General features: G+C 40.7%; 18 protein-coding genes and 3 rRNA genes. 11 read left to right on the top strand and 10 right to left on the bottom strand.

What is annotated here, in order from left to right; translation table 11 throughout:
- Nucleotides 1-112: 112 nt before the first annotated feature.
- The 3 genes from ACH784_RS09680 to ACH784_RS09690 form a co-directional block, all read right to left on the bottom strand.
- A complete protein-coding gene (locus ACH784_RS09680; protein ID WP_404389679.1) occupies nt 113-1,123 on the bottom strand; it encodes a tetratricopeptide repeat protein in 1,011 nt (336 codons plus the stop codon).
- Nucleotides 1,124-1,229: 106 nt separating this feature from the next.
- Complete coding sequence (locus ACH784_RS09685) at nt 1,230-1,388, bottom strand: hypothetical protein (protein ID WP_404389681.1); 159 nt, start codon at nt 1,386-1,388, stop codon at nt 1,230-1,232.
- Nucleotides 1,389-1,409: 21 nt separating this feature from the next.
- Nucleotides 1,410-1,586, bottom strand: a complete 177-nt coding sequence (locus tag ACH784_RS09690) for a hypothetical protein (RefSeq protein WP_404389683.1) — start codon at nt 1,584-1,586, stop codon at nt 1,410-1,412.
- 119 nt (nt 1,587-1,705) lie between these two features.
- On the opposite strand from ACH784_RS09690, the gene ACH784_RS09695 reads away from it, so the two are divergent.
- Nucleotides 1,706-2,458 carry an SDR family oxidoreductase gene (locus ACH784_RS09695; protein WP_404389685.1) on the top strand — a complete coding sequence of 251 codons (753 nt, stop codon included), beginning with the start codon at nt 1,706-1,708 and terminating at the stop codon, nt 2,456-2,458.
- Here the strand turns inward: ACH784_RS09695 and ACH784_RS09700 are convergent, their stop codons facing one another.
- On the bottom strand, nt 2,459-2,710 hold the full coding sequence (locus ACH784_RS09700) for a YkgJ family cysteine cluster protein (RefSeq protein WP_404389687.1): 252 nt from the start codon (nt 2,708-2,710) through the stop codon (nt 2,459-2,461).
- 462 nt (nt 2,711-3,172) lie between these two features.
- Here ACH784_RS09700 and ACH784_RS09705 point away from each other — a divergent pair, with 462 nt between their 5' ends.
- The 7 genes from ACH784_RS09705 (at nt 3,173) to ACH784_RS09735 (ending at nt 12,240) form a co-directional block, all read left to right on the top strand.
- Entirely contained in the window at nt 3,173-4,348 is a 1,176-nt protein-coding gene (locus ACH784_RS09705) for an efflux RND transporter periplasmic adaptor subunit (protein WP_404389689.1), read from the top strand.
- 2 nt (nt 4,349-4,350) lie between these two features.
- Nucleotides 4,351-7,509, top strand: a complete 3,159-nt coding sequence (locus ACH784_RS09710; RefSeq protein WP_404389691.1) for an efflux RND transporter permease subunit — start codon at nt 4,351-4,353, stop codon at nt 7,507-7,509.
- Between the two features lie 134 nt (nt 7,510-7,643).
- Nucleotides 7,644-8,081 carry a hypothetical protein gene (locus ACH784_RS09715; RefSeq protein ID WP_404389693.1) on the top strand — a complete coding sequence of 146 codons (438 nt, stop codon included), beginning with the start codon at nt 7,644-7,646 and terminating at the stop codon, nt 8,079-8,081.
- A gap of 136 nt (nt 8,082-8,217) precedes the next feature.
- Nucleotides 8,218-10,032 (top strand): M2 family metallopeptidase, encoded by a 1,815-nt coding sequence (locus tag ACH784_RS09720; protein ID WP_404389695.1) that lies wholly within the window; start codon nt 8,218-8,220, stop codon nt 10,030-10,032.
- Between the two features lie 122 nt (nt 10,033-10,154).
- A complete protein-coding gene (locus ACH784_RS09725; RefSeq protein WP_404389697.1) occupies nt 10,155-10,964 on the top strand; it encodes an ABC transporter permease subunit in 810 nt (269 codons plus the stop codon).
- Complete coding sequence (locus ACH784_RS09730; protein ID WP_404389700.1) at nt 10,961-11,863, top strand: ABC transporter ATP-binding protein; 903 nt, start codon at nt 10,961-10,963, stop codon at nt 11,861-11,863. The genes ACH784_RS09725 and ACH784_RS09730 overlap by 4 nt, the downstream gene beginning before the upstream one ends.
- A gap of 2 nt (nt 11,864-11,865) precedes the next feature.
- Nucleotides 11,866-12,240: a PH domain-containing protein gene (locus ACH784_RS09735; protein WP_404389702.1), complete on the top strand. Its 375-nt coding sequence runs from the start codon at nt 11,866-11,868 to the stop codon at nt 12,238-12,240.
- Between the two features lie 26 nt (nt 12,241-12,266).
- Here the strand turns inward: ACH784_RS09735 and ACH784_RS09740 are convergent, their stop codons facing one another.
- Both ACH784_RS09740 and ACH784_RS09745 read right to left on the bottom strand, forming a co-directional pair.
- Entirely contained in the window at nt 12,267-12,929 is a 663-nt protein-coding gene (locus ACH784_RS09740) for a GntR family transcriptional regulator (RefSeq protein WP_404389704.1), read from the bottom strand.
- Nucleotides 12,930-13,071: 142 nt separating this feature from the next.
- Entirely contained in the window at nt 13,072-13,473 is a 402-nt protein-coding gene (locus tag ACH784_RS09745; protein ID WP_404389706.1) for a hypothetical protein, read from the bottom strand.
- Nucleotides 13,474-13,760: 287 nt separating this feature from the next.
- Between ACH784_RS09745 and ACH784_RS09750 the strand changes: the two genes are divergently transcribed.
- Nucleotides 13,761-14,781, top strand: a protein-coding gene (locus tag ACH784_RS09750) for an IS630 family transposase (RefSeq protein ID WP_404395238.1) whose coding sequence is annotated in 2 segments (ribosomal slippage) — nt 13,761-14,213 and nt 14,215-14,781 — 1,020 coding nt in all. Because the reading frame shifts where the segments join, the coding sequence is not laid out codon by codon here.
- 162 nt (nt 14,782-14,943) lie between these two features.
- Here the strand turns inward: ACH784_RS09750 and rrf are convergent.
- From rrf to ACH784_RS09765, 3 genes are all read right to left on the bottom strand, one after another.
- A 5S ribosomal RNA gene (gene rrf / locus ACH784_RS09755) occupies nt 14,944-15,057 on the bottom strand.
- A 184-nt stretch (nt 15,058-15,241) separates the two neighbouring features.
- A 23S ribosomal RNA gene (locus tag ACH784_RS09760) occupies nt 15,242-18,123 on the bottom strand.
- Nucleotides 18,124-18,393: 270 nt separating this feature from the next.
- A 16S ribosomal RNA gene (locus tag ACH784_RS09765) occupies nt 18,394-19,926 on the bottom strand.
- Together the 16S, 23S and 5S rRNA genes form the textbook arrangement of a ribosomal RNA operon.
- Nucleotides 19,927-20,513: 587 nt before the next feature.
- Here ACH784_RS09765 and ACH784_RS09770 point away from each other — a divergent pair.
- Complete coding sequence (locus tag ACH784_RS09770) at nt 20,514-21,932, top strand: alanine/glycine:cation symporter family protein (RefSeq protein ID WP_404389708.1); 1,419 nt, start codon at nt 20,514-20,516, stop codon at nt 21,930-21,932.
- Between the two features lie 67 nt (nt 21,933-21,999).
- Here the strand turns inward: ACH784_RS09770 and ACH784_RS09775 are convergent, their stop codons facing one another.
- Complete coding sequence (locus ACH784_RS09775) at nt 22,000-22,425, bottom strand: exonuclease III (RefSeq protein WP_404389710.1); 426 nt, start codon at nt 22,423-22,425, stop codon at nt 22,000-22,002.
- 281 nt (nt 22,426-22,706) lie between these two features.
- On the opposite strand from ACH784_RS09775, the gene ACH784_RS09780 reads away from it, so the two are divergent.
- On the top strand, nt 22,707-24,881 hold the full coding sequence (locus ACH784_RS09780) for a S9 family peptidase (protein WP_404389712.1): 2,175 nt from the start codon (nt 22,707-22,709) through the stop codon (nt 24,879-24,881).
- Nucleotides 24,882-25,054: the final 173 nt, after the last annotated feature.

The following is a 25,054-nucleotide window of genomic DNA, read 5'->3' on the forward strand; positions in this document are numbered from 1 at the left end:
TTAGGTTTTACTCTGGTCTAGTCCAGATTGATTTTGCATAGAGTAAACGCGATTTCTTACAAAATCGTGACGCTTTAATTAAGGCTTTATTGTAGAAATATGTAGAGTAAAACTAATTCAAAACCCAGTCACACTGCTTAACAGCTACAAACCATGGGCGATTAAACTCTTGATTAGCTTTATTTTTTGGTGCTTGTAAGGAGATGTTCATAGATTCGGCAATATACTTATATATGTGTGTTTTGACTTTAATGTCTTCTAAATTAGTATATGCCTCTTTTAGTTTTTGAATTGTCTGAGAGGTAATTTTTCCTCCCTGCAGTTGTAGATACCTTTGATGGATCCAATACAAAAGAGATTGTTTAGATTGATTAGGAAAAGCGAGGGTCAAGGTTGCCGTTGGTGAATACAAGCGCTGATAATCCAAAAACTTGTCTTGTAGTAAGAATGAAAAAAGTAAATTAATGCTTGCAGTCACTATCCCTGAGCGCTTATCAATTAGTTGATAGCCTTTTAATGCTTGTCGGTAATACGCTTCAGCCTCTTTAATATTGCCTACATCAAATTCAATCATTCCGAGGTTATTATCTATCATTGCAATGATGCTTTCTCGGTTTGTCTCTACTGCCAATGCGCGGGCTTTTTTATAAAGTAACCTAGCGCTGTCATAATCGCTTTGTTGGCGTGCAACCAATGCCAAACTATTCGTTAAAGTTAACCTTTGTTTTTCATTTTGCGCATATTTATAAGCACACTCTAAACTTTTTTGCGCATCGGCCAGAAATTGCTTTTTCCTAAGGTAGATCCCAGTGCCACTAAGAAACGAAGTTAAATGGGCTTTAAAGTAAGGATGCTGTTTGAGGTGAAATACGGTTTCTAAAGACTCACTGAGTTTATCTAATTGGTTTGTTGGTACAGCGGCTCTCATTCTGATCAAATGCCAACGGATAAACTGTTCATCAGAAAAGTTTTCTTTATCGTAGATACTTTCTAACAAAGTCAGTGTTTGCGCTGGGTTAACGGTTAAATAGTCTTCCGCTTCTGTAATTTTGTTTTCAACGATTGAATTTGCTAATGAAGGAATAGCCGAAAATAAAAAAACAAAATAGATTAAGGTTTTCATTGAAATCTTCGCATTTACAAACACTCAATTAAGCATAGTAAATTTGAACGAAAATCTCTGCTATTTGAAGGTAAGGGTTAAAAGAGCCCGAAGGCTCAGCATAGAATTAACAAAAGCAAGAGTTGTGTCCATCTCTACTCATGTGATAACAGATGATACCCGTTGGTGGTTGACCACCAGCTACTTGAGGGGTTTGCTGCTTGTCTAACGATTCAACTTTATTATTTAGTTGCTTTAATCGTTTCTTTTTTAAGTCTAGTTTCATAATTTAGTCCTTATAAATTTATTAACAAAGGCAAGTCTTATGATCATCTGCACTCAATCTATTGCAAATGTGACCTGTAGGCAAACAAGCAAAATCTGTCATAGCGCCACCTGCTACGTGAGGAGTTTGCTGCTTTTCTAAGTCATTTACGTTACGATTTAGTTGCTTTAGGTTCTTCTTTTTAAGGTTAAATTTCATAATCATATCCTGTTGATTTTTGTTATCGCTTAAAATAAGCCTTTTATTTATTACCTAAAAACCACTTAATTGCAACATTATATTTACCGAAAAGTTTTTTTTACCGATAAGGAGCACGCATGTCATCACAAAAAACTGTATTGATTACAGGGGCAAGCCGTGGGATTGGTGCGGCTACTGCGCTGTTATTCGCAAACAACAATTATGCTGTTTGTGTTAATTACCTTAATAATGCTGATGCCGCGAATGACGTGGTCTGCAAAATTAAAACTATTGGTGGAACAGCCATAGCGGTGCAAGCCGACGTCAATAAAGAAAAAGAAGTACAAAAACTGTTTGAAGTTGCCACCGAACAGCTGGGCGTAATCGACGTTCTGGTGAATAATGCCGGTATTTTAAAACCACAGGCGAAACTCATTGAGTTAACTGAGGAGCGAGTAAAAGATGTATTGACGAGTAATGTTATGAGTTATTTTCTTTGCTCAAAGTATGCCGTTAAGCTCATGTCGACAGAATTTGGCGGTACCGGCGGCAGTATTATTAATGTCTCTTCAGCAGCATCAAGAACCGGCTCCCCTAACGAATATGTGGATTATGCTGCAAGCAAAGGCGCAATTGATACGCTCACCATTGGCCTTGCAAAAGAAGTCGCAGCAAATGGCATTCGTGTAAATTGTGTAAGACCCGGATTAATTTACACAGACATTCATGCAGATGGCGGAGAGCCAGACCGAGTAAATAGATTAAAAGAAAAACTGCCTATGCAACGCGGTGGAGAGCCTACAGAAGTTGCGGAAGCTATTTATTGGCTTGCATCTGCTAAAGCGTCGTTTGCTACTGGAAACTTCTTAGACTTATCGGGCGGATTATAGTTAATTCGTGAGTGTTTCTAATTCGGTTAAGATTTGCATTGCTTGATGCTTATCTTTTCCGCATACCCATTCTACTGCTTTAAAATCATGACAAACCGCTGGTCGCTCTGGTTTACCGAAAAGCTTACATAAGTTGTCATTGGTGAGATTTTTACATCGCTCGCCTGCTTTTTTACCGTTTGGATGGTTTGGAAAACTCGAGCTAATGCTTGGAGCAATACAACACGCACCACAATGTAAACGACATTCCAACTTGAATTTCCTCAACAACAAAAATAGCTAAGCATAATAACACGCCCACTCATTCTGAAAAATAACAAAACTAACTATGCACTTTTGTTCAACTATACTAAATAATCTGAGCTCTGGATAATAAACCTATCTCCAGCGGCTACTTTCAACAATAACTGCGTTGAATTTACTTGCAATAGGCAGCTATTGACGCATAAATTCGCCTAGTTATCGCTAAAAGTCTCCGGCTGCAGAATTTAAAAAGAACTTATCATTTCAATACGTTCGTAAATCTCTTAACCAAAGCTCAGGTTAAAACCTAGGTTGTACCTGCAAATGTAAATAATTATGTCATGAATACACGGATTGTTACATCTTCTTACGGCATATAAACACCTAGAAACATCTGATCAAGTATGCTCAGTGTGTAACTTAACAAAATAGATTACTCAAACGTTATCTATCGTCGGAAGGACTATTATTGTGGCTAGTAAAAAACAGATTATATTACCTTTAGCGGTTTTGGCCGGTGGTGTGGCTGTCTTCATTGGACTTTCATCCATGAAACAGGCGCCGGAGAAAAAACCAGAAAAAATCATCCACCCACTCGTTCAGGCAGCACCTATTTCTATTTCTGATATGAGATTGAACGTTGAATCTTACGGTATTGTAAAACCTAAATACACAACAGAATTAGTCGCTCAAGTAAGTGGGCAAATCATCGAACTATCAGACAAGTTTGTAAAAGGTGGATTTGTTACAGAAGGTGAAGTCTTGGCTCGAATTGATCCAAACGACTATGAAGCTGCTCTTATAGACGCTGAAGCAAGCCTTGCACAAGCTAGCTCTGCGCTTGAAATTGAACAAGCTCAAGCACATGTAGCAAAACAAGAATGGCAACGTATTAAAAGCAATGCCAGTGCAACTATTCCATCTGAATTATACCTACGTAAGCCTCAGTTAGCTGAAAAACTGGCACGCTTTAAAGCAGCTCAGGCAAGTGTTAAGCGTGCAAAACGAAATCTTGAACGCACCTATATCAAAGCACCTTATGATTCAATCATTGAGAGCCGCGTTGTGAGTTTAGGTAGCGTTGTAAACCCGGGAAGTAAATTTGGTATTTTAAATGCGACTTCAGTGGCTGAAATCCGTCTTCCTGTTGCAGATCATGAACTACAGTATTTACCGCAACAAGGTGTCAACGCCAATGTATCTTTAACCGCGCAAGTTGCCGGTAAAACAGTGACTTGGCAAGGTAAGATTGTTCGAAGTGAAGGTGTTATCGACCAGCGAAGCCGTATGACGTATCTAGTTGCTCAAATCACACAACCTTATTCAGATGATACAAAACCGCTTCGTTTTGGTGCTTATCTAAATGCGTCAATTGAAGGTGCTTTAGTTCAAAATGCCATTCAAGTTCCTCAACATTTGGTCAAAAACAACAAAGTCGCAATATTAAATGATGATCTAACACTGAGTTTCAAAACAGTAAATATCATACGCGAAACAAATGGCATGGCCATTGTCGCTGATGGCTTAATGAACGGCGCACAAATCATTACTTCTGCGCTTGAATACCCTACTGAAGGCATGCAATTAAGAACTGATGATTCTCCTATTTCTGCACCAGACACGCAGCTAGCGCTTAAGGAAGAATAATTATGAGTACATCAACTGAAAAAGGCTTAATAGCCTGGTTTGCACGCAACCCAGTTGCAGCAAACCTTTTAATGATATTTATTTTAGTTGGCGGGATCTTAACTGCTTTCTCAATTCGTAAACAAATGTTTCCTCAGTTTGAGAGCCCTTGGTTAAGTATTCAAGCTGTTTACCCTGGTGCTGCACCGCAAGAGGTAGAAGAAGGCATTACCATCAAGGTTGAAGAGTCTATGGAAGGCCTTGAAGGGATCAAGCGTCTGATCACCTACTCTAATCGTGGTTTCTCACAAACTTGGATCCAAGTTCAAGAAGGCTACAACCCTCAGGAAGTGCTAGATGAAGTTAAGATGCAAGTGGACTCCATTTCTAGCTTCCCGATAGGCATGGAGAGGCCTGTTGTTCGTTACGAAAAATTCGAACAAGAAGTGATGTGGATGTCACTAAGCGGAAGTTTAAGCAACGCAGAACTAAAAGAGCTAGGCAATACATTACACGATGAAATGTTAGCACTGCCCGGGGTTAATCTTTTAAGTTTCTTCAGTGGTTTAAACTATGAAATCGGTATTGAAGTTAGCCCTGATAAACTCCGAGAATATGGCTTAACTTTCCGAGATATTTCTTCAGCCGTGCGTGCATTTTCTGCCAATATGTCGGCGGGTCAAATTCGCTCAGATAATGGCTATATTTCAATGCGAGTTGAAAACCAAGCATACAGAGGTCATGAATTCGAAAACTTACCACTTAAAACTCTTGAAGACGGTGCACAAATCTTTTTGAGAGATGTTGCAACTGTAAAAGATGGTTTTGAAGAAGGATTACAGTTCTCAAAGTATAATGGCAAGAACTCGTTAACTTTTGAGCTAAGAGCATCAAAAGATCAAGATATCACCAGAGTCGCTGATACGGTTAAAAAATATCTAGCTGATAGAAACAAAACTTTGCCGGCTGATGTTCAGATTGAGCCGTTTATTGACTTAACATATTACCTTGATGGTCGTTTGAATATGATGATCGAGAATATGATTTGGGGTGGCTTACTCGTTATGCTAATGCTGGCATTGTTCTTACGTGTTCGTTTAGCTTTCTGGGTGATGATGGGCCTACCTGTTTCATTCCTTGGTGCATTCTTATTTATGCCGATGGGCTTTTTAGATGTAACAATTAACTTAGCTTCTTTGTTTGCCTTCATTTTGGTATTAGGTATTGTGGTTGACGATGCCATTGTGGTCGGTGAATCAGTTCACGCCGAAATTGAGAAAAAAGGCCAAAGCCTTGATAACGTCGTTCGCGGTGTAAAACGCGTAGCAATTCCTGCAACTTTCGGTGTTTTAACAACTGTTGCCGCGTTTTTACCGCAAACTTTAGCTACCGGCCCTGCCGCTGCATTTTCTAAAGCAATTGGCGGTGTCATCATCCTTTGCTTACTATTCTCTTTGGTTGAATCGAAACTGATTCTGCCTGCGCACTTAGCTGCAATGAAAGATAAACCAAGCAACCCTAAAAACCCGTTCCATCGTTTACGAGAAATTCTGGATGGCGGTTTAAGAAACTTTATCGACAACCTGTACCGTCCGTTTATTGAACGCTGTATCCACTACCGCTATACGGTGATTGTTGGGTTTCTAACTGTGTTATTAGTAGCAGCAGGTCTATTTGCGGGTGGCTTAGTGAAGTTTGTTGCCAACCCTAAGATCCCTCATGACTTCCCGCAAGTTAGAATCGAAATGAACCTTTCAAGTTCAGAAACTGCAACACTTGAAACTGCACAAAAAGTCGAAGCACTTATTTTAGAAGTCGATAAGCAAATCGAAGCGAAATATGGCCAAAAAATGGTTCGTGATTTGTCTGTCAGCCTACGTGGTAGAACCAATGCACAAATTATGGCGATTTTGGTTGAGCCAGACCTGCGCCCAATTGATACATTTGCTTTAAGTGCAATGTGGCGTGAACAAATGCCACCACTGCCGGGTGTCAAAACACTAAACATCGAAGACAGCATTATGAATGGCGGTCGAGATGACGGTGACATTAGCTTCAGACTTGAAGGTAAAAACAAAGATCAGCTTAAAGAAGTGGCTAATAAGCTTAAAGAAAAACTTAATTCAATGACAGGTGTGGGTGATGTAAATGATTCAATGCAAAGTGCAACCGATGAAGTTCAGTTAGAACTTAAACCACTTGCATATAGCATGGGATTAACGCTATCTGATGTCGCTTCGCAAGTTAACTTTAGTTACTACGGTTTAGAAGCACAGCGTATTTTACGTGAAGGCGAAGAGATTAAAGTCATGATCCGTTACCCTAAAGAGTCTCGTAACTCTATCAGTGACATTCAAGATGTACGTATCATTACGCCTGCAGGTGCTGAAGTCCCTCTAGCTGAAGTGGCTAAAATTAATCTTGTAGATGGTGTTAGCCGTATTCGCCGAGAAAATGCAAAACGTACAGTAAATGTTTGGGCTTCTGTTGACACTAACCAAGCTGAACCATTTAAGATTGCAGAAGAAATTCGCGATGAGTACTTACCATCTCTACTCAAGAATTACCCTGGAGTACAAAGTAGTGTAGCAGGCCGTATTCAAGAAGAAATGGATAGCGTAGCCGAACAAATTAGAGACTTTGCATTATCAATGATGATCATCTTCGCACTATTGGCCATCCCACTACGCTCTTACTCACAACCGATTCTGATCATGTCAGTGATCCCATTTGGTGTTGTAGGTGCCGTATTTGGTCATATAGTGATGGGTATGACAATGAGTAGCCTTTCATTCTTCGGCATCATTGCAGTGGCAGGTGTGGTAGTTAATGACTCATTAGTTATGGTCGATTTTGTTAACAAGGCCAGAGAAGAAGGGATAGCAATTAAACAGGCTGTCGTTGAAGCTGGCTGTAAACGCTTTAGAGCAATTTTACTGACTTCATTAACAACCTTCATTGGTCTTGTACCAATTATCACAGAGACAAGCTTACAAGCCCAGATTGTTATTCCTATGGCTGTGTCATTAGCATTCGGCGTGCTATTCGCAACTGTGATTACGCTCATCCTGATACCTTGTCAGTATGTTGTGTTAGAAGACATCAAAGGTTTCTTCAGAAGAAAGCGTAAAAATAATGGTTTAAATGACAATGCAAGTTTAGAAAAGTCATTTAATGGTTAAGTAAACACCTTCCGACAAAAAGGCCCAACATAGTACTTGTTGGGCCTTTTATTTTTACAAAGCTAACCATTAACTTTACAAAACCAATTTGAGAAGACACACTAAAGTGAGTTTTATAAATAAATCTAGATGTTATGAAAAAAATCACCGCCCTACTTTTCTTATTTTTATTTGCAATAACAGGTTGTGGTTCAGACGAACCATCTCGTGGCGATAAAAATAGTCCAGGATACGCTGCTACAATGTACTTTGACGCAATTTATAATCAAAAAGATTTTGATGCTGCTATAAAAATGGCAACGCCAAAACTAGCTAGGATAATGCGCTCGTATGGGACAGCGAAGCAGTTTTCTAGAAACCTAGTGAATTTGCAATACGATTCTGTAACCATTGAAGTCGATATGACAAACCAAAGTTTACGAGAACAATACGGCGACGATGCTAAAGTTAATCTTGTATTTACAGGTATGCTTCGTGGAGAGCAAGTCGATGACATGCGTAGCGTACAAATGGTTCGTAAAAAAGGCACTTGGTATGTAGATAAAATAAATGCGGACCCATTTGCTAGATAATTGAAAAAGGGCTGGAAAAACCAGCCTTTTTTAATGTTATTTCCTGCCAGTCCCCCTTTTGAACATAAACTTAATTGTCGTGAAAATCTTGTACTGTTATCATCTTTTAGTTAATAACAACAACTGAGAAATTATAATGACAACCAAGTTTAAACTGAGTTTAAGTGCTTTAATTGTATCAAGCGCTCTTTCACTCTCAGCATGTAAAACAACAAGTTCTTCTTCAAATGTTACTGAACAAGATGCAGAAGCATTTCTTGCTCAATCAGCAGAGACATTAATTGACCTTAATGCCCGCTCTTCTCGTGCGGCTTGGATTTACGCAAACTTTATCACCGAAGACACTGCCTCGCTATCTGCTGATGTAAATCGTGAATACACAGATGTCGTTGTGCGTTTAGCCAATGAAGCTGCACAATTTGATTCATTAGAACTGAGTGAAGACAATCGCAGAAAGATGGATAAGCTAAAGTTGGCATTGACCCTACCTGCTCCGCAAAATGCCGATAAATCTAAAAAACTTGCTGGTATTTTAGCTGAGCTCGACGGAATGTATGGCAAAGGTAAATACTGCAAGGGCAATGAGTGTATGAGCCTTGGAGAAATGACATCAAAAATGGCATCTTCTCGAAATTACGAAGAATTACTCGACATATGGCAGGGTTGGCGACAAGTAGCAAAGCCTATGCGCCCACTTTACGAAGAACAAGTTATCTTAACTAACGAAGGCGCAAAAGAGTTAGGCTATGCTGATACTGGTGCAATGTGGCGTAGTAAATACGATATGCCAGCTGATGATTTTGCAACTGAGCTAGACAGAATTTGGGGTCAAGTTAAGCCTCTTTATGATTCGTTACACTGTCATGTTCGCGCAAAATTAGGCGACAAATACGGTGAAGACAAAGTACCACAAGACCAACCTATCCCAGCTCACTTATTAGGTAACATGTGGGCACAAACTTGGGGCAACATTTATGACGTTGTTGCACCAGAAAATGCAGATCCGGGTTATGATGTTACTGAACTTCTAGCAAAACATAACTATGATGAATTAACTATGGTTAAAGGCGCAGAGAAGTTCTTTACTTCGATGGGCTTTGCACCATTACCTGATACTTTCTATAGCCGCTCATTGTTTACAAAACCACAAGATCGCGACGTACAATGTCACGCATCTGCTTGGAACCTTGATTCAAAAGATGATTTACGTATTAAGATGTGTATTCAACGTACAGGTGAAGAATTCTCTGTTATTCACCATGAACTAGGACATAACTTCTATCAACGTGCCTACAACACGCAACCTGTGTACTATCAAGAGAGTGCGAATGACGGCTTCCACGAAGCGATTGGTGATACTATTGCGCTTTCTGTTACCCCAGGATACCTAAAAGAAATTGGCTTATTAGATAAAGTGCCTGACGAATCGAAAGATATTGGTCTACTGATGAAAATGGCGCTAGATAAAGTTGCATTTATTCCATTTGGCTTATTAGTCGATCAATGGCGTTGGAAAGTATTCAATGGCGAGATCAGCCCAGCAGAATACAACAAAGCTTGGTGGGAACTTCGTGAAAAATATCAAGGGATCAAAGCACCAATTACAAGAACGGAAGCTGACTTTGATCCGGGAGCCAAATATCATGTACCGGGTAATGTTCCTTACACTCGTTATTTCTTAGCACACATTTTACAATTCGAATTCCATAAAGCTTTATGTGAGATTGCTGGTAATGAAGGTTCAATTCATCGCTGCTCTGTGTATAACTCAAAAGAAGCGGGTGAGCGTTTAAATGCAATGCTTGAAATGGGTAGTAGTCGTCCATGGCAAGAAGCGTTAGAAACGTTAACTGGTAGCCAACAAATGGATGCAACTGCAATTCTTGATTACTTTGCGCCATTACAAAAGTACTTAGATGAGCAAAATAAAGGACGTCAATGCGGTTGGTAATTTTGCTTGTAGAAATACAGTAAACTAACTAAAGATGTAACGACTGCCATACTCTGAAACAATTTAACTCTTTAATTTATTTAATGTAACAGCTAGTGTTACGGTAAATAAAAGGAGAATCTATGTCAGTTTTCAGAGTTTGGCAGATTACACAGTTTGAATTAACTCGACTTTTTGCAACAAAAAGAGGCTTATTAGCTTTGGCCGCATTCGCAATGGTGTGGTTTATGATTTTAAAATATCCTATTGGGCACGCAGTGCCATTTCTAAATAGCCCTGAATTTTCTGATATTGCCCAACAGATGGCAGGTAGTATTGGTTTAAGAGAACTTGTAAGTTGGCCAGAAGCTGAGTTTTCAATTTATTGGATTATTTCACTTTATTGCTTCCCTATTTTTTCATTATTTATAAGTTCAGACCAAACTGTTGGAGATAGGCAAAGAGGTACTTTAAGATTCTTGTCGTTGCGCTCTACAAGAGATGAAATTTTAGTAGGTCGTTATTTAGGTCAATTATTGATCATTAGTATTCTAATCATAGCAACTGTGGTCGCGACTCTTGCAGTAATGACTTTTCGAGACCATACATTAATCGGTTCAGGGGTTTTACTTGGTTTAAAAATTAGTGTCCAATTAAGCATTATTTGTATGCCATTTATAGCCCTGATGGCTTTTATAAATATCATCGCCAGTTCATCAAGACTGAGCATTATAATTGCCATACTTTTATTTACTCTTGGAACCGGTCTCATTTCATATATATCTAGTTATATATCAATTGTAGATTTACTCTTTTATTTATTCCCAGGAGAGCAAATAGCAGATGTTGCAGGCCAGCAAGATACAAACTTTTTTAATTGGCTACTGCCACTATTACAAAGCTTAATGTGGATTACTCTGGCTGGTATAATTTTAAGGAAGCGTGCATTATGAGTATCGTCATTAAAGCAAATAATATTTGCAAAAACTTTGGTCCTAAACGCGCATTAGATGATGTATCTTTTGAAATAGAACAAGGTAAAACGACAGCTTTAATTGGTCCAAATGGCGCTGGAAAAACAACGCTTTTTAGTGTTTTGTGTGGTTATATAAAAGCAGATTCAGGCTCAGTAAATATCCTTGGTCACGACCTTGGCGATCCAAAACTGTTCAGCAATCTGGCTGCATTACCGCAAGACGCACAATTAGACCCCCGCTTTTCTCTCGAAAAGCAACTTAGCTTCTATGCTCGTTTACAAAACTTAAGTAAAAGTGAGTCATTAAAAGAAACGCACAGAGTACTTGAATTAGTTGGTTTAAAAGATAATTTCAATTCTAGAATTTCAGAATTATCTCATGGTATGAGAAAACGCGTATGCATAGCTCAAACACTCATTAATAAACCCAAAGTCATTTTATTAGATGAAGCAACCGCTGGATTAGATCCAGTTAACGCAAGAGAGATTAGAAATATTATTTCTGAACTTAGCTCAGAGGCAACATTCATTCTTAGCTCTCACGACTTAAGTGAATTAGAGCGACTTTGTAATAACATCCTTTATTTAGATCAAGGTGTTTTAACACAGCATCAAACTCAAAATTACCAAGGTGAACACAACTACATTACCTTACAGTTACAAGATGAGCCCTCACAAGCTATTGATTACTTAAAACAACTTCAAGATGTAACACATGTACAACAAACTCAGAGAAAAGAGTTTGTGATTGAATATAAAGCTGAAAATAAACACTTTGATGTACAGTTATTAAAATATTGTCATAAACTAGATTGGCAATACAGACAATTAATAAATGGCAATACTTTAGAAAATGAACTGTTCAATAAGGAATAAATATGGGATTACTCAGTGGTTTAATGGGCAATGCGAGTGAAGCTGATAGTGCAAAAACAGAAGAACTATTAGCTGATAGCTTAGTCCAGGGCGAAATAATTGAAAAGGCTTACCAAGTCATACGTGATATGTTTGTTTTCACAAATAAACGTTTGATCTTGGTTGATAAACAAGGTGTTACAGGTTCTAAAATGGAGATCCTGACCATTCCGTATAATAAGATCACCAAGTTTAGTAAAGAGTCTGCTGGTCATTTTGACATGGATGCAGAACTAAAACTTTGGATTGGTTCTGAAACTGAACCACTTGTTAAAGAGTTTAAAGCTGGAGACAACATTAACGAAGTGTATAGAATTATTAGTAAATATACTTTGTAAGAAAAAGAGCGGCAAAGCCGCTCTTTCTATTCTTGTTCCATTTTAATTAGAAGCTCTTTAATATCTTCTTTGGCACTTAGAATATGCGTTTTCAAAAATGTGCAGGCTGCATCTATGTCTTTTTGCTTACATAAATCTAGCAAAGTTCGATGTTCTTCAGGCGCAGTTGCAAAACCACCTGCAAGCAAAATATGCATTCGAACATAACGCTCTGAATTCTTGCTATACATATCAACAAGTTCTGCAGTCTGTGGTCTATCAGCCTTACAGTACAACTTACCGTGGAACTCAGCATTTAATTTACCAGTTGCAAGCTGCGTATCACCTCGTTCAACAGCTTCTTCTAAGTCATATAAAATGGCTTCCGCTTCTAATAAATCACGAGGTGTAAGTTTCTGAATTGAATGACTTAATAATTCGGCCTCTAATAAAGCACGTAAATCGAAAATTTCATCAATTTGATCTGCACTTAGCTGTGTTGCAGTCGCGCCTTTATGAGCTTCAAAATTAACAAGACCTTCAGCTTCTAATTGTAATAAAGCTTCACGAACAGGTATTCTGCTCACATTTAATTCTTCAGCTAAAGCAGCTTGTCTTAACGGCTCACCTGCTTTAATCTCACCAGACAGTATTTTCTCTCTAATTGCTTCAGCAACAAGTTGTGTTCTTGTTTTATGCTCTATGCTCATAATAACCCCTAAACAGCATTTGGCATTCAATATACACGTAAATACTGCTTACAATATAACTTCTAAAAAGCGATAGTGTACTTTACTTAATTACAAAACATTTTCAATAAATTTCTAAGTTTCAAAGTAATAAAGGTATTTTTTAAAGTTTACTAGGTACCTTTTTCCAAATTTCTCTTTCAACAAACTTCCCATTCTCATACAGGGTGTGATACCAAAGGTCGCCTTCAATTTTAAAGGTAAAGGCCATGGTTCTGCCAATATAGTCTTCTAAATTGCCATATTTAACCGTTTCAATAAATTTGTTTCCTTCAATTACATAAGTCCCCCCACCGGCGTAAGCGAACTTATTTGAATGTAGCGTAATGTAACTAAAGTGCGTATCAGAGATTATTTTAGTAGAAGTAACAGCTGGTGCTTCGGCTTTCACATTACCATTTGGTGTTGCGTATTCACCGCTGACGTATTTCCAAGTCCCCTTCAAAGGGTTTGCGAATACTGCTAGAGAAATTGCTGACAAAATAAAAAATATGATTGATTTCATTGAAGTTCCATTTAAAAAAACCTTTAGACATTACAACATATAAAATAATGGAAAGCTCATGAGTTTGATTCATAGTGGAAAATATAGTGCAAAATTAGCGACTGCGAACGCAGTGAAATAGTGCAAAGTTAATGACAACGAGCAAGGCGAGCACATTTGCTTTGCGCAAGGTGAGGTAAAGCAGTTTAGCTGGAGTTAAGGGCGTCTAAATTAATACCATTCCGCTTAAATATCTGATCTAATAGAAGTCATATAAAATCACCAACTCAATAACGTTGAACACAAACATATCTGAACAGCTTTTATCGCTTTCCCGAAAAGAACCCAACGCACGAAAGCGCATTCGATTGCTTGCCGTGTCATTATTTTATGAGGGCAATAGTAGAGCCGACATTGCAAAACGCCTTAATACTGCACGAAGTAGTGTTAATAAATGGGTCTCTAGTTACCTAGAGCATGGCCTCGATGGCTTAGACAATAAGCCTATTCAAGGGCGTCCATCTAGACTCCAACAACCACAGCTTGAGCAACTGTCTGAGTTTATAAAGCGCGCAAACTCAGACCTTCAAGGTGGCCGTCTAACCGGTGAGGACATTGTGCAATACATTAGCACCGAGTTTGGCGTTCATTACCACTTAAATCATGTCTATAAAATACTAAAACAGCTTGGCTTTAGCTGGATCACAAGTCGCTCGAAGCATCCTAAGCAATCACAGCAGAGGCAAGAAGCTTTTAAAAAACTTTCTACTGGAAACGATCCTTCACACTCCAGGCCACCTTCCTCTTGACCGTATCGATGTCTGGTTTCAGGATGAAGCTCGATTTGGTCAGCAGAACCCGACTACACGCATTTGGGCTGAAACAGGAACACGGCCAAGGATTGTGAAACAACAACAGTTTGAATACGGGTACTTATTTGGTGCAGTATGTCCTTCCACAGGCCAAACTGAAGCGTTAGTAAGTCCATTCGTAAATAAAGAAGCGATGAGGCAGCATATGCGTCAAATATCACAAGCTACACCAGTTGGCAGGCATGCAGTTGTGATTATAGACGGCGCAGGCTGGCATACAGATGATACTGCGGCAGAATTCAGCAACTTAACGCTCATAAAACTTCCTCCTTATTCACCAGAGCTAAATCCAATAGAACAAGTATGGAGCTGGATACGACAACATTGTTTATCCAATAGAGTGTTTTCTGGCTATGACGACATAGTTGATGAAGTTTCAAAAGCATGGAATCAATTTATTTCACTACCGGATCGAGTGAAGAAGATGTGCAGCCGAGAATGGATAAAGCTGACTTAATCTTTATGCGGAATGGTATAAGTACGGTGAAGATTGCTCTCTTCACCTTGCGCTAATTCGTCTTTTTATCACCGAGCATTACCTCATCACTGTGCAAGACGATTTAGCACTATAAACGCAAAAAAGCCCGACTCTTTCAAATCGGGCTTTCTCTAAATAGGTGCTTGGCGATGTTCTACTTTCACATGGGAAGCCCACACTATCATCGACGCTGTTTCGTTTCACTTCTGAGTTCGGCATGGAATCAGGTGGTTCCAAAACGCTATGGTCACCAAGCAAATTTGGTCGTGCAAAGGGTTAATGACAAGTGCGTAGCACTCATTTCCTTTGCGCAAGGTGAATTGATTTCGCGATATCGCTTATCTAGTCACTTTGCTTTAAATCTGGAAAAAATCTGATAATTCTAAAACTTCTACTCTAGTTCATATCAGCTTCTGAGCTAAAACCACTTTGGCGTTGTATGGTTAAGCCTCACGGGTAATTAGTACTGGTTAGCTTAATGTATCACTACACTTCCACACCCAGCCTATCAACGTTGTAGTCTCCAACGGCCCTTCAGTTAACTTAAAGTTAAAGTGAGAACTCATCTCGAGGCTCGCTTCCCGCTTAGATGCTTTCAGCGGTTATCGATTCCGAACGTAGCTACCGGGCAATGCAATTGGCATCACAACCCGAACACCAGCGGTTCGTCCACTCCGGTCCTCTCGTACTAGGAGCAGCCCCTCTCAATTCTCAAACGCCCACGGCAGATAGGGACCGAACTGTCTCACGACGTTCTAAACCCAGCTCGCGTACCACTTTAAATGGCGAACAGCCATACCCTTGGGACCGACTTCAGCCCCAGGATGTGATGAGCCGACATCGAGGTGCCAAACACCGCCGTCGATATGAACTCTTGGGCGGTATCAGCCTGTTATCCCCGGAGTACCTTTTATCCGTTGAGCGATGGCCCTTCCATTCAGAACCACCGGATCACTATGACCTACTTTCGTACCTGCTCGACGTGTCTGTCTCGCAGTTAAGCTGGCTTCTACCATTACACTAACCGTACGATGTCCGACCGTACTTAGCCAACCTTCGTGCTCCTCCGTTACTCTTTGGGAGGAGACCGCCCCAGTCAAACTACCCACCAGGCACTGTCCACAATCCCGATTAGGGACCTATGTTAGAACATCAAACATACAAGGGTGGTATTTCAAGGATGGCTCCATGACAACTGGCGTCGCCACTTCAAAGCCTCCCACCTATCCTACACATGTAGGCTCAATGTTCAGTGCCAAGCTGTAGTAAAGGTTCACGGGGTCTTTCCGTCTAGCCGCGGGTACACAGCATCTTCACTGCGATTTCAATTTCACTGAGTCTCGGGTGGAGACAGCGTGGCCATGGTTACACCATTCGTGCAGGTCGGAACTTACCCGACAAGGAATTTCGCTACCTTAGGACCGTTATAGTTACGGCCGCCGTTTACCGGGGCTTCGATCAAGAGCTTCGCCTAAGCTAACCCCATCAATTAACCTTCCGGCACCGGGCAGGTGTCACACCGTATACGTCATCTTACGATTTTGCACAGTGCTGTGTTTTTAATAAACAGTCCCAGCCACCTGGTCACTGCGGCTGTCGTCAGCTTAGAGAGCAAGTCTCATCACCAACAACAGCGTACCTTCTCCCGAAGTTACGGTACAATTTTGCCTAGTTCCTTCACCCGAGTTCTCTCAAGCGCCTTAGTATTCTCTACCTGACCACCTGTGTCGGTTTGGGGTACGATTCGAAATAATCTGAAGCTTAGAGGCTTTTCCTGGAAGTAGGGCATCATCAACTTCACCACCGTAGTGGCTCGTCTCGACTCTCAGCCTTAGCGACCCGGATTTTCCTAAGTCACCAGCCTACAGCCTTTCACATGGACAACCAACGCCATGCTTGATTAGCCTGCTCCGTCCCCCCATCGCAATTATTCCAAGTACGGGAATATTAACCCGTTTCCCATCGACTACGCTCTTCAGCCTCGCCTTAGGGGTCGACTTACCCTACCCTGATTAACATGGGATAGGAACCCTTGGTCTTCCGGCGTGCGGGTTTTTCACCCGCATTATCGTTACTCATGTCAGCATTCGCACTTCTGATACGTCCACCCAACTTTACAATTGAGCTTCAGCCGCTTACAGAACGCTCCCCTACCCCGCATACTAATGTATGCAGCCGTAGCTTCGGTGGTATGTTTAGCCCCGTTACATCTTCCGCGCAGGCCGACTCGACTAGTGAGCTATTACGCTTTCTTTAAAGGATGGCTGCTTCTAAGCCAACCTCCTAGCTGTTTTAGCCTTCCCACATCGTTTCCCACTTAACATACACTTTGGGACCTTAGCTGACGGTCTGGGTTGTTTCCCTCTCCACGATGGACGTTAGCACCCACCGTGTGTCTCCCGGATATTACTTTACGGTATTCGGAGTTTGCAAAGGGTTGGTAAGTCGGGATGACCCCCTAGCCTTAACAGTGCTCTACCCCCGTAAGTATTCGTCCGAGGCTCTACCTAAATAGATTTCGGGGAGAACCAGCTATCTCCCGGTTTGATTAGCCTTTCACTCCAAGCCACAGGTCATCCCCTAACTTTTCAACGTTAGTGGGTTCGGTCCTCCAGTTGATGTTACTCAACCTTCAACCTGCCCATGGCTAGATCACCGGGTTTCGGGTCTATACCTTGCAACTCAACGCCCAGTTAAGACTCGCTTTCGCTACGGCTACCCTAAACGGTTAACCTCGCTACAAAATATAAGTCGCTGACCCATTATACAAAAGGTACGCAGTCACCCTCGAAGGGCTCCTACTGCTTGTACGTACACGGTTTCAGGTTCTATTTCACTCCCCTCACAGGGGTTCTTTTCGCCTTTCCCTCACGGTACTGGTTCACTATCGGTCAGTTGGGAGTATTTAGCCTTAGATGATGGTCCACCTATATTCAGTCAAAGTTTCACGTGCTCCGACCTACTCGATTTCACTTTAGATAAGTTTTTGTGTACGGGACTGTCACCCTGTATCGTCAAACTTTCCAGAATGTTCCACTAACTACACTAAAGCTTAAGGGCTAGTCCGATTTCGCTCGCCGCTACTTTCGGAATCTCGGTTGATTTCTTTTCCTACGGGTACTTAGATGTTTCAGTTCTCCGCGTTCGCCTCGTTAACCTATGTATTCAGTTAACGATACCTGTAAACAGGTGGGTTTCCCCATTCGGAAATCCTAGTCTCAAGCGCCTCTTACTGGCTTGACTAGGCTTATCGCAAGTTAGTACGTCCTTCATCGCCTCCAACTGCCAAGGCATCCACCGTGTACGCTTAGTCACTTAACCATACAACCCGAAGTGGTTTATTACTTTGAGGTGTATGTGTCAAAGACAGTTTTAACTTCGCCAGAAGTTAATATTGAATACTAAAGTAGACGCTAATAAACAATTAAATGTTTATCGGCATTGTTTTACTTTTGAAAACTCTTTTTAGAATTTCTTCTAAAAGAATTAATTATCAGCTTTTCCAAATTTTTAAAGAGCAATATTAATTAGCTATAAAGCTAACTAACAATCATCTGTGTGGACACTACGAACAAATCTGTTCTAAATCGTTAAGGAGGTGATCCAGCCCCAGGTTCCCCTAGGGCTACCTTGTTACGACTTCACCCCAGTCATGAATCACTCCGTGGTAAGCGCCCTCCCTAAGGTTAAGCTACCTACTTCTGGAGCAACCCACTCCCATGGTGTGACGGGCGGTGTGTACAAGGCCCGGGAACGTATTCACCGCGGCATTCTGATCCGCGATTACTAGCGATTCCGACTTCATGGAGTCGAGTTGCAGACTCCAATCCGGACTACGACGCACTTTAAGTGATTCGCTAACTCTCGCGAGCTTGCAGCACTCTGTATGCGCCATTGTAGCACGTGTGTAGCCCTACACGTAAGGGCCATGATGACTTGACGTCGTCCCCACCTTCCTCCGGTTTATCACCGGCAGTCTCCTTAGAGTTCCCGACCGAATCGCTGGCAACTAAGGATAGGGGTTGCGCTCGTTGCGGGACTTAACCCAACATCTCACAACACGAGCTGACGACAGCCATGCAGCACCTGTATCAGAGTTCCCGAAGGCACCAAACCATCTCTGGTAAGTTCTCTGTATGTCAAGTGTAGGTAAGGTTCTTCGCGTTGCATCGAATTAAACCACATGCTCCACCGCTTGTGCGGGCCCCCGTCAATTCATTTGAGTTTTAACCTTGCGGCCGTACTCCCCAGGCGGTCTACTTAATGCGTTAGCTTTGGAAAAGTTGTCCGAAGACCCCAGCTCCTAGTAGACATCGTTTACGGCGTGGACTACCGGGGTATCTAATCCCGTTTGCTCCCCACGCTTTCGTACATGAGCGTCAGTATTGACCCAGGTGGCTGCCTTCGCCATCGGTATTCCTTCAGATCTCTACGCATTTCACCGCTACACCTGAAATTCTACCACCCTCTATCATACTCTAGTTTGCCAGTTCGAAATGCAGTTCCCAGGTTGAGCCCGGGGCTTTCACATCTCGCTTAACAAACCGCCTGCGTACGCTTTACGCCCAGTAATTCCGATTAACGCTCGCACCCTCCGTATTACCGCGGCTGCTGGCACGGAGTTAGCCGGTGCTTCTTCTGTAAGTAACGTCACAGCTAGCAGGTATTAACTACTAACCTTTCCTCCTTACTGAAAGTGCTTTACAACCCTAAGGCCTTCTTCACACACGCGGCATGGCTGCATCAGGCTTGCGCCCATTGTGCAATATTCCCCACTGCTGCCTCCCGTAGGAGTCTGGACCGTGTCTCAGTTCCAGTGTGGCTGATCATCCTCTCAAACCAGCTAGGGATCGTCGCCTTGGTGAGCCATTACCTCACCAACTAGCTAATCCCACTTGGGCTAATCTAAGGGCGAGAGCCGAAGCCCCCTTTGGTCCGTAGACGTTATGCGGTATTAGCAGTCGTTTCCAACTGTTGTCCCCCACCCTAAGGCATATTCCCAAGCATTACTCACCCGTCCGCCGCTCGTCATCTTCTAGCAAGCTAGAAATGTTACCGCTCGACTTGCATGTGTTAGGCCTGCCGCCAGCGTTCAATCTGAGCCATGATCAAACTCTTCAATTAAAAGTTTTTTGTTTGAAGTAAACTTCAAACCATGCTCAATGAATTCTGTATAAATTGACTATATAGTCACTCATAAGAAATTGAGACTCTAAATTTTTTTTGCTCCTGAATCAAGAGCTGTTAGAACTCAATCTGTACGAGTGCCCACACAGATGATTGCTTCATATTTTTAAAGAACAGTGCGACTAAGCTTTTGCTTGTCGCCGCAGCCTTGCTGCGAAGTGGAGCGCCATAATAACGACTTCACTTTTTATGTCAACACTTAATTTTAATCTTTTTCTTAAGAGAAAGTTTAAAGCTAAGTTTTATTTGACTCGACATCGTTTTGATTTGCTTTTCAGCGTCTCGCCCCGTGTCAGTGGGGTCGCATTATAGGGAGAGCAGAAAATTACGCAAGCCCTTTTTTAAAGAAAAATGCATTAATTTTTATATATTTAGATATACAAGCTTACAAACCATTTAATTACAACTTACCCACAAAAACCTGTGGATAAACCATGTTTTTACCGCTGTTCTTTAGATTGCCTTCCTTATTTATGCTAGATTACGGCCCTCATTTATTCGTTCAATTTACTAGGCATTCAATTATGGCTGATATTTTAAACTTTATTAGTGGATTGTTATGGGGTCATGTCCTTATATATCTATTAATAGCAGCAGGTTTATTCTTTACCTTCCGTTTGGGCTTCATTCAATTTAGACAATTTCCTTATATGGTTAAGGTTATGGCTAATAGTAGACAAGGTTCTGATTCGGGCATCTCTTCATTTCAGGCTTTTTGTACTTCATTAGCCGCACGTGTTGGAACAGGTAATATGGCTGGCGTTGCTGTTGCACTCTATTTAGGTGGTGCTGGTGCAATTTTTTGGATGTGGTTAATTGCACTTATCGGTATGGCAACCAGTTTTGCCGAAAGTGCGCTCGCACAGCTATATAAAACAAAAGACGAAGATGGCAACTTCCGTGGTGGCCCTGCTTATTATATGGAGTATGGTTTAGGCAAGCGTTGGATGGGTGTGCTTTTCTCTTTATGCCTTATATTAGCATTTGGTCTTGTATTCAATGCAGTGCAAGCAAACTCAATTACAGCTGCATTCGAAGTTGCCTTCGATATACCTAAGCATATTATGGGTATTGTGCTTGTTATTGGATCTGGCTTTATTATTTTTGGTGGTTTAAAAACCATCTCTCGTTTTGCTGAATTAGTTGTCCCTTTCATGGCATTAGCTTATTTAGCTGTTGCGTTATATGTATGCGCCATCAATTTCGAATTATTACCTGCCGTATTCAAGCAAATCATTTATAGTGCTTTTGGTATTGAACAAGCTGGTGCAGGTGCAATTGGTTATGCTGTTATGCAGGCAATGATCCAAGGGATTAAGCGCGGACTCTTTTCTAATGAAGCAGGTATGGGTAGTGCCGCTAATGCTGCAGCTACTGCAACACCCAACCCAAACCACCCTGCATCACAAGGGTATGTTCAGATGCTTGGGGTATTTGTCGATACCGTTATTATCTGTTCAGCCACTGCTGCACTTATTCTACTATCTAATCAACTAGTCCCAGAATCTGGTGTAACTGGCATTGCTTTAACACAAGCTGCGCTTGTTCAACATGTTGGTGAATGGGGTGCAATTTTCATTGCCGTAGCCATCTTATTCTTTGCATTTACATCTATCGTAGCGAATTACTCATACGCAGAAACAAACTTGATGTTTTTAGAACACAATCATAAACACGGTATGTTGATCTTTAGATTATGTGTTTTAGGTATGGTTATGTTTGGCTCTGTTAGTGAACTCGGTTTGATTTGGACAATGGCCGATGTGTCTATGGGCATGATGGCGATTGTTAACGTAGCTGCCCTATTCATGCTATCAGGTGCTGTAATCTGGCTTTATAAGGATTACATTACTCAGCTTAAACAAGGTAAAGTGCCTGTATTTGACCCAAATAGTAATGAGAAAATTAAAGCTACATTACCTAAAGGTATATGGACTAAATAATTCATAAACATTAAAAAAGCCGTTGAAATATTCCAACGGCTTTTTTGAAGTCTTTTCTAAAGCAATATTAGATTGCAGTTTTAGCAAACTCTTTTACGAATTCACGTACAGGAATATCGTTACAACGTAAGCTACGTGCTTTGTAACCGATTTCTTTAATACCTTTTCTCGCAGCGGTAATACATAAAGACGTTTCTAAAGTTTGGTTTTTAGCAACTAATGCCACTTTCTTCTCTGAAGATGTATTTGCTTCGCGTTCTGCTCGAACTGCAACATCACGAATATCTTCACCATTACAAAGAATGCTAGAAGAAAAGCGTGAAACCGTTAAGCCTAGTCTGTTTGCTTCTTTACGTGCTGCAGATAAGCCTTGCTCTGACGCAATAACACATACTTTAGTTTCTGCTGAATTATCAGCTGATACAAATGCTGATGCGTTAGCATTTACAGAAACAGTTAAACCAAGAGCCAAAAGTGAGATAGTTTTAAGCATAATACACCTAATAAGAACGAGTTTGCGCGCATTATATAGCCAACTTTATTCTTGTAAATGCAATAAATGATTTATCTTGTACACTTAATAAACAATTTACATTCTGTTAATTCTGTTGATCACAGCTCTTAAAAATTATTCTAAATTGATCATTCTGTTTAAAATTACTTCAATACATATACAGTATCTTCAGTCCTTTTTACATGTCTTTACATTAACGACTAGAGAGAATTATTAAATTAAGTTAGCATCAAATGGAATAATCTATAACAAGGACTAATATGAAACGGTTTCTTCCTCACGCACTAAGTCTTCTATCTCTAGCAGTTTTAGCTGGTTGTAATAATGACAACAATACACAAACTCAGCTGGTTACTGCCCAAGTACAAGAACAATCCGTTGCAGCACCAATCGCTAAAAAAATACCGCATGAAATGGAAATACATGGTCATAAACGCGTAGACAACTATTACTGGATGCGCGATGACGAGCGTAAAGATCCTGAAATTATTGCTCACTTAGAGGCTGAGAATGCCTATACAGAAGCTCAATTAAGTAATACAGAGAAACTTCAAGCATCATTATTCGATGAGTTAAAATCTCGAATAGAAAAAGACGATAATTCAGTTCCAACCAAACGCGGTAACTATTTCTACTCTTCAGAAATGCGAGGTGATAACGAGTATCCTATCTTTGTTCGTAGTTCAGATTTTAAAGGGACAGATAAAGAAATACTGCTAGACGTTAACGAGCTTGCAAAAGGCCACGAATATTACAGTGCCTCAGGGTTATCAGCGAGCCCAAATGATCAACTACTTGCCTATGGTGAAGATACTGTAAGCCGTAGAATTTACACTATTCAAGTAAAAGACCTTAAAACAGGTAAACTCTTAGACGATAAAATTGAAGGTGCTCAGGCCAGTGTTGTTTGGGCAAATGATAACCAACACTTTTATTATGTAAAAAAAGATCCACAAACCCTGTTAGGTTATCAAGTGTACCGACATAAACTTGGTACACCACAATCTTCTGACGAACTGATCTATGAAGAAGCCGATAATACCTACTACACCTATATAGGTAAAACAAAAGACGGTTCAAATGTTGTCATTTACCATTCAAGTACCGAGTCTTCAGGCATGTCTTTTATAGACGCAAATGATAGTAAAGCAAAAGCTAAACGCTTTATTCCTCGTGAGAAAGGTCTTGAATATAGCGTTTCAAAGCATAAAGACACCTATTATGTGCTAACTAACCTTAATGCTGTTAACTTCAAGCTGATGGCCGTGAACGAAAAAGATTTAGGTGACAAGTCTAAATGGCAAGAAGTTATTGCCCACCGCCCTGCAGTTAAATTAGAAGGTATCGAGCTTTTCGATAACCATCTTGTTTATCAAGAGCGTGAAATGGGTCAGGTAAAAGTCATCGTTCGTTCTCTTAAAGACGGTAGCGAAAAAGCACTTAAATTTAATGATGACGCATTTGCTGCATATTTATACGGTAATAACGAGTTAGGCAACGATTCAATCCGTATTTACTACACCAGTATGACCACACCAGGAACTCACTACGATTTCAATCTTGAGTCAGGTGAACCAAATATTCTAAAACAAAATAAAGTACTGGGTGACTTTAAAGTTGAAAACTACGCATCTGAGCGTATTTTTGTGACCGCACGTGACGGTGCTAAAGTTCCTGTTTCTTTAGTTTATCGTAAAGATAAATTCAAAAAAGATGGCACAAACCCATTATATCAATATGGCTATGGCTCTTATGGTGCGACCATGGATCCGAGTTTTTCAAGCAATCGTTTAAGCTTGTTAGACCGAGGATTTGTTTACGCCATTGCGCATATTCGTGGTTCACAAATGTTGGGCCGCCCTTGGTATGAAGATGGCAAAAAACTGACTAAGCAAAATACCTTTAATGACTTTGTAGACGTAACAAAACAGCTGGTTGAGCAAGGCTATGGCCATAAAGATCAAGTCTACGCCGTAGGTGGCAGTGCTGGCGGTCTGTTAATGGGTGCAGTGATCAACCAAGCACCTGAATTATACAAGGGCATTGCCGCTCATGTTCCTTTTGTAGATGTTGTTACCACAATGCTTGATGAAAGCATTCCACTTACTACTGGCGAATATGACGAATGGGGCAACCCGAATGACAAAGCTTATTACGATTACATGTTAAGTTATTCACCTTATGATCAGGTTAAGAAACAAGATTACCCGCATATTCTTGTCACGACTGGTCTGCACGATTCTCAAGTTCAGTACTTTGAGCCTGCAAAGTGGGTAGCAAAACTTCGCGACTATAAAACCAACGACAACAAGTTGTTGTTTAAAGTAGACATGGAAGCAGGACACGGTGGTGCATCAGGTCGCTTCAAGCGTTTACACGACACAGCGTTAGAGTATGCATTCTTCTTAGATTTAGCAGGTAAGAATAAACTTTAACTCGCTTTTAAATATAAGGCCGAGAAATCGGCCTTATATTGCAATGTAATTCACACTGTACTTCTTCATACATTATTAATTGATTTGAAGCTAATTAAAGCCACCTAGAAATTCCTATGGGTACGACTCCCAACTTGAGTAATCTCGTTTTTTCAGTTTGTTAACAGCCTCAT

The organism is Pseudoalteromonas phenolica (genome assembly GCF_044788725.1).
GTDB lineage: Bacteria > Pseudomonadota > Gammaproteobacteria > Enterobacterales > Alteromonadaceae > Pseudoalteromonas > Pseudoalteromonas phenolica_C.